General features: G+C 74.8%; 7 protein-coding genes and 1 pseudogene. 3 read left to right on the top strand and 5 right to left on the bottom strand.

Annotation, left to right across the window (positions count from 1 at the left end):
• Positions 1-96: 96 nt before the first annotated feature.
• Positions 97-552, top strand: a pseudogene (locus ACZ60W_RS10150) (metal-dependent hydrolase); the annotation flags it as partial.
• A 14-nt stretch (positions 553-566) separates the two neighbouring features.
• Positions 567-1412, top strand: a complete 846-nt coding sequence (locus tag ACZ60W_RS10145; protein ID WP_469754877.1) for a DUF429 domain-containing protein — start codon at positions 567-569, stop codon at positions 1410-1412.
• Positions 1413-1490: 78 nt separating this feature from the next.
• Here ACZ60W_RS10145 and ACZ60W_RS10140 read toward each other — a convergent pair whose 3' ends face one another.
• Positions 1491-3272 (bottom strand): ABC transporter ATP-binding protein, encoded by a 1782-nt coding sequence (locus ACZ60W_RS10140; RefSeq protein ID WP_469754876.1) that lies wholly within the window; start codon positions 3270-3272, stop codon positions 1491-1493.
• Complete coding sequence (locus ACZ60W_RS10135; RefSeq protein WP_469754875.1) at positions 3269-5080, bottom strand: ABC transporter transmembrane domain-containing protein; 1812 nt, start codon at positions 5078-5080, stop codon at positions 3269-3271. The genes ACZ60W_RS10140 and ACZ60W_RS10135 overlap by 4 nt, the downstream gene beginning before the upstream one ends.
• A 201-nt stretch (positions 5081-5281) precedes the next feature.
• Between ACZ60W_RS10135 and ACZ60W_RS10130 the strand changes: the two genes are divergently transcribed.
• Entirely contained in the window at positions 5282-6691 is a 1410-nt protein-coding gene (locus ACZ60W_RS10130; RefSeq protein WP_469754874.1) for a peptide-N4-asparagine amidase, read from the top strand.
• 54 nt (positions 6692-6745) lie between these two features.
• Here ACZ60W_RS10130 and ACZ60W_RS10125 read toward each other — a convergent pair whose 3' ends face one another.
• The 3 genes from ACZ60W_RS10125 to ACZ60W_RS10115 form a co-directional block, all read right to left on the bottom strand.
• The gene (locus tag ACZ60W_RS10125) at positions 6746-8143 is read right to left on the bottom strand and encodes a Gfo/Idh/MocA family protein (protein ID WP_469754873.1); all 1398 of its coding nucleotides are present in this window, start codon (positions 8141-8143) and stop codon (positions 6746-6748) included.
• Between the two features lie 253 nt (positions 8144-8396).
• Positions 8397-11321 (bottom strand): FAD-binding and (Fe-S)-binding domain-containing protein, encoded by a 2925-nt coding sequence (locus tag ACZ60W_RS10120; RefSeq protein ID WP_469754872.1) that lies wholly within the window; start codon positions 11319-11321, stop codon positions 8397-8399.
• Between the two features lie 40 nt (positions 11322-11361).
• On the bottom strand, positions 11362-11853 hold the full coding sequence (locus ACZ60W_RS10115) for a MarR family winged helix-turn-helix transcriptional regulator (protein WP_469754871.1): 492 nt from the start codon (positions 11851-11853) through the stop codon (positions 11362-11364).
• Between the last annotated feature and the right edge of the window lie 2 nt (positions 11854-11855).

Below are 11855 nucleotides of genomic sequence, written 5' to 3'. Positions count from 1 at the left end.
CTCTCCCCTCCCATTACCCACCACATCCGGCCCGAGCCCCCCCCCCCCCCCCCCCCCTCCCTTTTTCCCCCCCCCCCCCCCCCCCCCCCCCCCCCCGCGGCCGCCGTCACCGGCGGCCGGTGGGCCGTCCTCGCCATCCTCTTCGTCCACCTCGTCCTCGCGGTGGAGGGCCTGCTCTGGCGGGCCGCCCGGATGTCCAGCGACGTCCTGGTCTGGCTGCTCGGCGCCACCAGCGCCTGGATCCTCGCCGGCGTCCTGGACAAGCCCGGCAACGGCTCGGACTGGTTCTTCACGGGCCCCGGCCAGGAGTACCTCTGGCTCGGTCTGCCGATCGTCCTGGGCGCCCTGGTCCACGACATCGGCGACGCCCTCACCGTCTCCGGCTGCCCGATCCTCTGGCCCATCCCCGTCGGCCGCAAGCGCTGGTACCCCATCGGGCCGCCGAAGGGCATGCGCTTCCGTGCCGGCAGCTGGGTCGAGCTGAAGGTCCTCATGCCCGCCTTCATGGTCCTGGGCGGCGTCGGCGGCGCCTCGGCCCTCGGGTTCTTCTAGGAACGCGGGGGACCGTGGCGGAGCGGGCGAAGCGCGGGGGGACGGCGGGCGACCGGGCGCCGGTCCGGGACGACGGCGTCCTGGTGACCGTGGGCATCGACCTCGCCGGACGCACGGGCACCACCGGCGTGTGCCGGGTCACCTGGACCGCGGAGCCCGCCGTCGAGCTGCTCCCCGGCGGCAGCGACGAGGACCTGCTGGCCGCCGTGAGGTCCGCGGACCGGACGGGGCTCGACTCCCCGCTGGGCTGGCCCGTCGCCTTCGCCGCCCTGATCGGCGCCCACCACGCGGGCACCGCGCTCCCCGCGCGGGCCGGCTACGGGGCACGGGAGGACGGCGGGCCCGGCCTCGGCAACCGGTTCACCCACCGCCTCACCGACGACCTGGCCTGGAAGCGGACCGGGGCGGGCCGACAGCGGCCCCTGTCGGTCTCGGCGGACCGGCTGGGGGTCGTCGCGATGCGCGCCGCCGAGCTGATGGAACGGCTCGCGGACGGCGGCCCGGCCCTGCCCCGCGACGGCTCCGGCCCGGTCCTCGAGGTCTATCCCGCCTACGCGCTGCTCCAGTGGGGCATCGCCCCGGCGGGGACGTACAAGGGGAAGGACGCGGGCCCCTCCCGGGCGGGCATCGTCGACGCGCTCGACGCCGGACTGGGCCTCGCCCTGCCCGCGGCGGTGCGCGAACGCTGCGTCCGCAGCGACCACGACCTCGACGCCCTCGTCTCCGCGGTCGTCGCACGCGCCGCCGCCCTCGGCCTCACGGACCCTCCGGAGACCGCGGAGGAGCGGGCCGCCGCCGCGGTCGAGGGCTGGATGCACCTGCCGCGCCGGGGCGCGCCGCTCGCCGCCCTCCGCCCCTGACCCGAACCGCCGCCGGCCGCCCCGTGACCCGGCAAGGGCCCGCACCGTGCAGACGGTGCGGGCCCTTGCCGGGTGCGCTCAGCCGTGCCACGACCTCCACAGCGCCGCGTACGCCCCGTCGGCGGCGACCAGCTCGTCATGGGTGCCGAGTTCGGTGATGCGACCGGTCTCGACGACGGCGATGAGGTCGGCGTCGTGGGCGGTGTGCAGCCGGTGGGCGATGGCGACGACCGTGCGGCCGTCGAGGACGCGCCCCAGGGAGCGCTCCAGGTGCCGGGCCGCACGGGGGTCGAGGAGCGAGGTGGCCTCGTCGAGGACGAGGGTGTGGGGGTCGGCCAGGACGAGCCGTGCCAGGGCGATCTGCTGGGCCTGGGCGGGGGTCAGCGCGTGACCCCCGGAGCCGACCTCGGTGTCCAGGCCCTCGCCGAGCGCGCGGGCCCAGCCGTCCGCGTCGACCGCCGCGAGGGCGGCCCACAGGGCGGTGTCGTCGGCGCCGGTCCGGGCGAGCAGCAGGTTGTCGCGCAGGGAGCCGACGAAGACGTGGTGCTCCTGGTTGACCAGGGCCACGTGCTCGCGGACCTGCTCGGCGGGCATCCGCGCGAGTTCGGCGGCGCCCAGGGTCACGGCGCCGGTCCTCGGGGCGTAGATGCCGGCGAGCAGCCGGCCGAGCGTGGACTTGCCCGCCCCGGAGGGCCCGACCAGCGCGAGCCGCGTGCCCGGGGCCACCTTCAGCGACACCTCGTGCAGCACGTCCACCCCCTCGCGGTAGCCGAACCGGACGTCGTCGGCCCGCACCGCCCGGCCCTCGGGCCGCACGTCGGGGTCGCCCGCCGCGGGCTCGATGTCCCGGACGCCGACCAGCCGGGCCAGGGACACCTGGGCGACCTGGAGCTCGTCGTACCAGCGCAGCACGATGCCGATCGGGTCGACCAGCATCTGCGACAGCAGGGCCCCCGTCGTCAGCCGGCCCACGTCGATCCAGCCCTGGAGCACGAAGACGCCGCCGAGCAGCAGCACCGCGAGGAGCACCGTCGTGTGCGTGAGGTTCACGACGGGGAAGAGCACCGAGCGGAGGAAGAGCGTGTACCGCTCCCACGCCACCCACTCCGAGATGCGCCGGTCCGACAGCGCGATCCGGCGCGCGCCCAGGCGGTGCGCCTCGACCGTGCGGCCCGCGTCGACCGTCTCGGCCAGGGCCGCGGCGACCGCCGCGTATCCCGCGGACTCCGAGCGGTACGCCGCGGGCGCCCGCCTGAAGTACCAGCGGCAGCCGACGACGAGCAGCGGCACCGCGAGCAGCGCGGCCAGCGCCAGCGGGGGCGCCGTCACCGCGAGGCCGCCCAGCAGCAGGCCCGCCCACACGACGCCGATGGCCAGCTGGGGCACGGCCTCCCGCATCGCGTTGGAGAGCCGGTCGACGTCCGTGGTGATCCGGGAGAGCAGGTCGCCCGTGCCGGCGCGTTCGAGGACGCCGGGCGGCAGCCCGACCGCGCGGACGAGGAAGTCCTCGCGCAGGTCGGCGAGCATCTCCTCGCCGAGCATCGCGCCGCGCAGCCGCACCAGCCGCACGAAGAGGGTCTGGAGGAGCAGCGATCCCGCGAACAGGGCGACCGTGCGCTCGACGTGGAGGTCACGGACCCCGTCGGCCAGGCCGTCCACGACCGAGCCGAGCAGGTACGGGCCGGCCATCGAGGCGATCACGGCGACCGTGTTCACCCCGATGAGCAGCGCGAACGCCCGGCGGTGGCGGCGCAGGAGCGACCGGACGTAGCCGCGGACGGTCGCCGAGGCGGCCACGGGCAGCGTCGTCGCCGTCGTCGGGGCCGCCGGGTCGTACTCCGGCGGCGCCAGGCCGATCATGCCGATTCCCCTTCCAGTGCTTCGAGTTCGCCGACGCGGCCGGCGGCCGTGGCGAGTTCCTCGTCGGTCTCGCGGGTGACCACCGCCCGGTAGCGGGGCTCATGGGCGAGCAGGTCGCGGTGGGTGCCGACGGCGACGGCCTGGCCCTCGTGGACGAGGACGACCCGGTCGGCGCGGTCGAGCAGGAGCGGCGAGGAGGCGAGGACGACGGTGGTCCTGGCCTCGCGCAGCGCCTTGAGGCCCGCCGCGACGCGGGACTCGGTGTGCGCGTCGACCGCCGAGGTCGGCTCGTCCAGGACGAGCACCTCCGGGTCCGCGACCAGGGACCGGGCGAGGGCGAGCCGCTGGCGCTGGCCGCCGGAGAGCGACCGGCCCCGCTCGGTGATGCGGGCGCGCATCGGATCGCCGCCGGTGTCCACGGACGCCTGCGCCAGCGCGTCGAGGACGTCGTCGCACTGCGCGGCGGCCAGCGCCTCCGAGGCCGCCACCGCCCCGGACGCCGGCACGTCGAGCAGCTCGCGCAGGGTGCCGGAGAGCAGCACCGGGTCCTTGTCCTGGACGAGGACGGCCGTACGGGCCGCGGCGAGGGGGAGTTCGTCGAGCGGGGTCCCGCCGAGCAGGACCGAGGTGTGGCCGTCGTCCGGTTCGGCCGGGTGACCGCCGAGCCGGTCCGCCAGCCGACCGGCGACGTCGGGATCGCCGCAGACGACGGCGGTGAACAGGCCGGACGGGGCGAGCAGGCCGGTCAGCGGGTCGTACAGGTCGCCGGTCGCCGCGCGCCCGTCGTCGCCGTCGGCGGCCACGGGGCCCGCCGTGCGGGAGAGGGCGAGGACGCGGGCGGCTCGTTGCGCGGACGGGCGGGAGAAGGAGTACGCCATCGCGATCTCCTCGAAGTTGCGCAGGGGGTGGTAGGTGAGGGCCACGGCGCTGTAGACCGTGACCAGTTCGCCGACCGTGATCCGCCCGTCGAGCGCCAGCCGCGTCCCGTACGCCACCACGACGATCAGCAGCACGCCGGGGAGCACGACCTGGATCGCGGCGATGAGCGCCCACATGCGGGCGCTGTGCACGGCGGCCCTGCGCACCTCCTGGGAGGCGGCGCGGTAGCGGCCGAGGAACAGCTCCTCGCCGCCGATGCCGCGCAGGACCCGGAGGCCGGCGACGGTGTCGGAGGCCAGCTCGGTGGCCTTGCCGGCCTTCTCGCGCTGCACATCGGCCCGGCGCGTCGCGCGGGGGAGGAGGGGCAGCGCCGCGAGGGCCAGGACGGGCACGCCGACGGCCACCACGACGCCCAGGGCGGGCTGGTAGACCAGGAGACCCACACAGACCACGACCAGGGCGAAGGCCCCGGCGGCGAACCGGGAGAGCGCCTCCACGAACCAGCCGATCTTCTCGACGTCGCCGGTGGAGACCGCGACGACCTCGCCCGCCGCGACCCGCCGGGTCAGGACCGAGCCCAGCTCGGCGGTCTTGCGGGAGAGGAGCTGCTGGACCCGGGCCGCCGCCGTGATCCAGTTGGTGACGGCGGTCCGGTGGAGCATCACGTCGCCGGCCGCGATCGCGGCGCCCAGCACCACGAGCAGGCCGCCGGTGAGCGCGAGCCGTCCGCCGTCGCGGTCCACGACCGCCTGGACGGTGAGGCCGATGCCGAGCGGGAGGCCGGCGATGCCGAGGTGGTGCAGGAGTCCCCACAGGAGGGACCGCACCTGTCCGCCGAGCTGCCGGCGGCCGAGCCAGACGAGGAACCGGGTGCCCGAGCGGACGTCGGGCACGCCCGGGTCGGCATGGGGAAGATCGCGAATCTGCATGGCGTCCCAGGGTCTCCGGGTGTGTCTGGGGGACCGCGCGCCGAGGGGGTGCGACGGCGGTGCGGACGGGGGAAACCGTGCAAGGTTCGCTTTTTCGCCCGGGGGGCGGCAATCGATTTTCCACAGCGGCGAACAGATCGCGCCATGTCCGCTCATCGTCCTCTGGACCGTGCCGCGGTGACCGCGCTTCACTTCCGGCCCATGAGATCACTCAAGATCATGAGCATGATCAGCGGTCCGATCCTGGCCGCCGGCGCCCTGCTCGCCGCCCAGCCGGCCGCCGCCGACGGCCCGAACGGCCCGACGCCCCCGGCCGAGTTCACCACCGACTGGCACGACCCGGTCACCGCCGCCCCGCCCGTCGCCACCCCCGGCACCCGCAGCTGCGAGGTCGTCCTCGCCGCCGCCCGGTTCCGCGACTTCACCCCCTACCAGGGGAGTTACACCCCGCCGGAGGAGTGCGGCACCCGCTGGAACAAGGTCGTCCTGCGCCTCGAAGGAAGTGTCGCGGGCCGCCAGTACGACCGCCTCGGCCACCTCACCGTCGGCGGCGTGGAGATCTTCCGCACCTCCACGCCCCAGCCCTCGCCCGACGGCATCACCTGGTCCGTCGAGAAGGACGTCACCCGCTACCGGGACACCCTCAGCCGCCCGCAGCCCGTCGAGATGCTCATCGGCAATGTCGTGAACGAGACCTACACCGGCGTCCTCGACGTCCGCGTCACGCTCACCTTCCACACCGCCGAGGGCCGCGTGAAGCCCGCCGCCGACACCCCCGACCGGGTGCTCCCGCTCACCGGCGACGTCCTCACCGTCCCCCGCAACACCGAACGCCTCCTCGCCGAGGTGTACGCCACCGGCTCGGGCGGCGGCTGCGAGGAGTACTGGTACCTCTCCGCTCCCGAGGCCGCCCCGTACTCCTGCACGGCGGGCGAGGGCCCGCACCGGGAGGTCCGCATCGCGGTCGACGGCCGGCTCGCGGGCATCGCGGCGCCCTTCCCCACGGTCTGGACCGGCGGCTGGTCCAACCCCTTCCTCTGGTACGTCACGCCCGCCCCGCGCACCACCTCCCTCTACACCGCGGGCTCCGAGGGCCCGGCGCCGCACCGGCTCGACACCGACGCCGCACACCGGCTGACCGTCTCCGGCCACCTGGACACCTCCCACGGCCGGGTCGCCACCACCGTCGAGCGGGCCGTCGCCCACACCTCCGTGCACCGCTGGGGCGAGGGGGAGAACCCGGACGCCTACACCGGGCGCTGGACCGACGACGAGACCGTGACCGCCGGCCGCTCCGTCGTCCGGGTCCACCGCGTCCACACGATGGACGGCGAGACGACGACCGGCGCGGGCGACCGGCTCCGGACCGTCCTCGCCCTCGGGGACCTGGCCGACACCGTGGCCCTCCACGACGGTCGGCGCGTCTCCTGGTCCCACCTGGACGACCGCTACACCGGCGACGCCACCTACACGACCGGTGTCCCGCGCGACCGGCGGCACGCGGTCGGCACCACGACCGAGCGCTACCGGCTGTACGGCTCCGCGGGCTGCCACGACCGGACCCTGACGACCGTCCAGGGCACGCTCACCCACGACGTGCGGCGCTGCTGAGACGGCCGCCGCCCGGCACCGGCCCCTCCGGGAGCGGTGCCGGGCGGCGCGGGCTCAGTTCGGCCGGACCGAGTCCACGCCCGGGCGGGACCTGGTCCACTCGCCGCGCGTGAAGTCGGGGATCTCCTGCGGCGCGCCCTTGGCCTTGATCGACTCGTGGCTCAGCGGCACCGGGGCGGTCCAGGTGGCCGCGTCGTAGACGTCGAAGTCCGGCGGCAGGCCCAGCTGGAGACACTGCATCAGGCGGTAGACCATGATGTAGTCCATGCCGCCGTGACCGCCGGGCGGGTTGGCGTGGTCCTTCCAGAGCCAGTGGTCGAAGGCGTCGGCGTAGGCCGAGAAGTCGCCCCACTGGTCGTCCTGGTGGTCCGGCTCCAGGTAGATCCGCGCCGGGTAGTCCTCGAACACCCCGCGCGTGCCGCCCAGGCTGTTGATCCGGCTGTACGGGTGCGGGGTGGAGACGTCGTGCTCCAGGCGGATGACCCGGCCCCTGGCCGTCTGGACGACGCTGATCGTCCGGTCGCTCTCGACGTACGTCTCCTTCCAGCTAGGGTCGCCGGGCGGCATGTGCGCCTCCCGGTACTCGGCGAGGCCCAGCGCCGGGGTGCCGAAGCTGCTGATGCTCACCGCCCGGTCGCCGCGGTTGACGTCCATGTAGTTGGCGACCGGCCCGAAGCCGTGGTTGGGGTAGAGGTCGCCGCGCAGCCGGGTGTGCCACAGCCGGCGCCAGGGACCCTCGTAGTACGTGGGCGAGAACATCAGGCTGCGCAGGTCGTGGTTGTACGCGCCGGCGCCGTGCAGCAGGTCGCCGAACTTGCCGGCGTGCGCCATCCGCAGGACCCGCATCTCGTTCCGCCCGTAGCAGCAGTTCTCCAGCTGCATGCAGTGCTTGCGGGTCTCCTCCGACAGGTCGACCAGGGACCACAGTTCATCCAGCCGCATCGCCACCGGGCACTCCACGCCGACGTGCTTGCCGTTCAGCATCGCCGACCGGGCGATCGCGTAGTGGCTGTCCCAGGGGGTGGCGACGTGGACGAAGTCGACGTCCGTGCGGGTGCAGAGGTTCTCGTAGTCCGTCTCGCCCTTGGTGTAGACGGCCGGCGCGGGCTGCCCGGCGGCGACCACCTTCGCGGCGGCCCGCTCGGCCTTGTCGCGCACCGGGTCGCAGACGGCGACCACCCGCACCCAGGGGAGGGCGAGGTAGAGGCCGATCATCGCGTTGCCCCGGTTGCCGAGCCCGACGAGACCGACGCGGACCGTGGAGCGGCCCTCGAAGGGCACCCCCGCCATGGTGGCGCCGCGGCGGCGGGGCGCGGCGGGAGCCGCGGGAGCCGCCGGCGCGGCGGCCGCCTGGGTGCCCGTCGCGGTGAAGGCGATGCCCGTCCCGGCAGCCGCAGCGGTCGTCCTGAGCACCTTGCGGCGGCTCGGGGTGCGCGGTGTCCGCTCGTCCATGGAACCTCCCGAAGCTGTGGGCACGGCTGTCTCATGAATCCCGCACAGGACCCTGGCCCCGGTGGCCGGGGGCGCGCAAGGCGCCGACAGGACAGATGTGACGGATGGTCGGACTGTACTGTTCCGGATATCGCACCGGGCCGTAGCCGCCGTCGATGATCACCCGAACATACGAAGGACCCCTCACCACCTGGGGTGAGGGGTCCTTCCGCCGGCCTCCACGAGGTGCCGGCGCGCGACGGGTGACGGGCGGTCAGGGACGGGTCGCGCGCTCCAGCGCCAGCAGCGCCGACTGGTAGCTGCGGCCCGTCGCGCGGTCCATCCCGATCTCGCACATGCGGTTGGCCGAGAGGTGGACGTCGAACGGGCGGGCCGTCACCTCGGCCGCCTCGCGCGCGGTCGCCGAGGCGGTCAGTTCCGGATGCAGCATGCCCCGGTCGCCGGCGAACGCGCAGCAGCCCGCGTCGGCCGGGACCACCACCTCGTCGGCGCAGGCCCCGGCGAGCGCCGTCAGCTTCTCCTCGTCGCCCAGGTGCCGCATCGAGCACGTCGGATGGACGACGGCCGAGGCCACCCGGCGGCGGACGTCGAGCCGGGGGAGCAGCTCGTCCGCCGCCCACACCAGCGAGTCGACCACGGTGAGCTCGGCGTGCAGCAGCCGGTTGTCCTCCGTCAGGTACGGCACCACCTCGTCCGCGATGCCGAGCGTGCACGAGGAGGCGTCCACGACGAGCGGCAGCGCCCCGCCGGCCGTCCACCCCCAGGCGGCCTCGACGATCCTGTTGGCCATCACCTCGTTGCCCCGCCGGTACCCCTTCGAGTGCCAGATGGTGGCGCAGCACGTGCCGGCCACGTCGTCCGGAATCCACACCGGTCGCCCCGCCCGCGCCGACACGGCGACGACGGCCTCGGGGAGCGAGGGCCCGCGCCCGCCGTCGGGGCCGCCGAAGATGCGGTTCACACAGGCCGGGTAGTAGACGGCGACGGCCGCCGGGCGGTGGGTCCGGGGCAGCCGCCGGGCCGCGGCGCCGGGGATCTCCGGCAGCCACTCCGGTACGAGGTCCGGGCGCACGGCCCGGCGCGCCAGGCCCGTCACCGACTCCAGGACCCGGTCGCCGATCCGGTCCGCAGCGGCGACCGCGAGGCGCGCGGAGGCCTCCACCGCGCGGAAGTTCCGCGCGGCGAGGGCGGCGATCCGCTCCTCCTGCGGCGAGTGGCGCTCGTGCCGGAACTCCTTCATCAGCGCGCCGGTGTCGATGCCGACCGGGCAGGCCAGCTTGCAGGTGGAGTCGCCCGCGCAGGTGTCGACGGCGTCGTAGCCGTAGGAGGCGAGGAGGCGGCTCTCGACGGGGGAGCCGGCGGCCTGGCGCATCATCTCCCGGCGCAGCACGATGCGCTGGCGCGGAGTGGTCGTCAGGTCGTGGCTGGGGCAGGTCGGTTCGCAGAAGCCGCACTCGATGCACGGGTCGGCGATGCCTTCCACGGCCGGGATCGTCTTCAGTCCGCGCAGATGGGCGTGCGGGTCGCGGTCGAGCACGATCCGCGGCGCGAGCACCCCGTCGGGATCGATGGCCTCCTTGACCCGCCACATCAGATCCGTCGCCCGCGTCCCCCACTCCAGCTCCAGGAAGGGCGCGATGTTGCGGCCGGTGGCGTGCTCGGCCTTCAGCGAGCCGTCGAAGCGCTCGACGGTGAGCTTGCAGAACTCGTCCATGAAGGCCGCGTACCGCTCGACGTCGGAGGGGTCGGCGGCGTCGAAGGCGAGGAGGAAGTGCAGGTTGCCGTGGGCCGCGTGGCCGGCGACGGCCGCGTCGAAGCCGTGCCGGGACTGGAGGTCGAGCAGGGCGGCGCAGGCCTCGGCGAGGCGGTCCGGCGGCACCGCGAAGTCCTCGGTGATCAGGGTCGTGCCGGAGGGACGCGAGCCGCCGACCGCCGTCACGAACGCCTTGCGGGCCTTCCAGTACCCGGAGATCGTCCCCGGGTCCCGGGTGAAGGCGTTCGCCACGGAGGGCACCGGGGCGACCAGGTCCAGCCCGGCGAGGACGGCCTCGGCGGCCCGCTCGTACGCCTCCCGGGCCGCCGCGTCCGGCGCCCTGAACTCGACCAGCAGCGCCGCCGTCTCCTTGGGCAGCTCCGCCCAGTCGGCGGGCACGCCCCGGACGCTCACCGAGGCCCGCAGGGTGTTGCCGTCCATCAGTTCGACGGCGAGCGCCCCCGCCTCGTTGAAGAGCGGCACGGCCTCGGCGGCGGCCGGGAGCGAGGGGAAGAAGAGCAGGGCGGTGGAGACCTCGCGGTCCAGCGGCAGGGTGTCGAAGACGACCTCGGAGATGAACCCGAAGGTCCCCTCGGAGCCGACCATGAGGCCACGGAGGATCTCCGTGGGCGTCGTGCCGTCGAGGAACGCGTCGAGGCGGTAGCCGTTCGTGTTCTTGAGGGTGTGCTTGGCCCGGATCCGGGCGGTGAGCTCGGCGTCGGCCTCGATCTCGGCCTTCAGGGCGAGCAGCCGCGCGCACAGCCCGGGCTCGGCCCGCGCGAGCAGCGCGTCGGCGTCCGGGTCCCCGGTGTCGACGACGGTGCCGCTCGGCAGCACGACGGTGAGGGAGGAGACGGTCCGGTACGAGTTCCGGGTGATCCCGGCCGTCATGCCCGAGGCGTTGTTGGCGACGACCCCGCCGATCGTGCAGGCGACGGCACTGGCCGGGTCGGGTCCCAGGACCCGGCCGTACGGGGCGAGCGCGGCGTTGGCCCGGACGACGGTGGTGCCGGGCCGGACGCGCAGGCGGGCGCCGTCGTCGAGGACCTCGGCGCCCACCCAGTGCCGCCGGACGTCGACGAGGATGTCCTCGCCCTGCGCCTGCCCGTTGAGGCTGGTCCCGGCGGCCCGGAAGACGACCTCGCGGCCCTTTCCGTGGGCGTAGGACAGGACCGCGGAGACGTCGTCGATGTCCTCGGCGACCACGACGACCTGCGGCACGAAGCGGTAGGGGCTCGCGTCCGAGGCGTAGCGGACGAGGTCGGAGATCTTCGACAGCACCTTCTCCGGGCCGAGGAGCTCGTTCAGCTCCTCGCGCAGCCTCCGTGGCGTGCCCCGTGCCTGGAGCTCGGGCACCCGGTCCGGCGCCGGGGTCCGCTTCGTCGCGGGGCGGAGGGACTGCGGGTTCGGCTCCAGAAGCGGCATGTCGGGGCTTCCCTTCCGCGCGTCCCCGTGCCCGGTCGGATCAGCAGCCGCTCTCCGGCACCCGGTCGACCAGGGCGGACAGCAGACCTCCGAGCACCTCGCGCTGTTCGACGGTCAATGGAGCAAGGATGTCCTCTGCGGCCGCCCGGCGCGCGCTGCGCAGCTCGCGCAGCGTGGCGCGGCCGGCGTCGGTGAGCTCGATCCGTATCACCCGGCGGTTGCTCGGGTCGGGGACCCGGCGCACCCGGTCGCCCGCCTCCAGGCCGTCGACGAGACTGGTCACGGCCCTGGGGACGACCTCGAGACGGGCGGCGAGGTCGGCCATCCGGGGCGGCTCTCCGAAGTGCGCGACCGTGCGCAGCAGCCGCGACTGGGCGGGGGTGATGCCGACCGGCTCCAGGTGGTGCTTCTGGATGCGGTGCAGACGGCGGGTGAGCCGCAGCAGCTGCTCGGCGAGGAGCCCGTCGGCGTCAGGTCCGCCCGGGCCGTCACCCGTGCGGTCGGCCGCGCTCGTGCGGTCGGTGGTGGTCATGG

This window comes from Streptomyces sp. NPDC104202 (assembly GCF_055584185.1).
The sequence above is the reverse complement of the archived record's forward strand: the minus strand, read 5'-3'. Positions and strand labels throughout refer to the sequence as shown.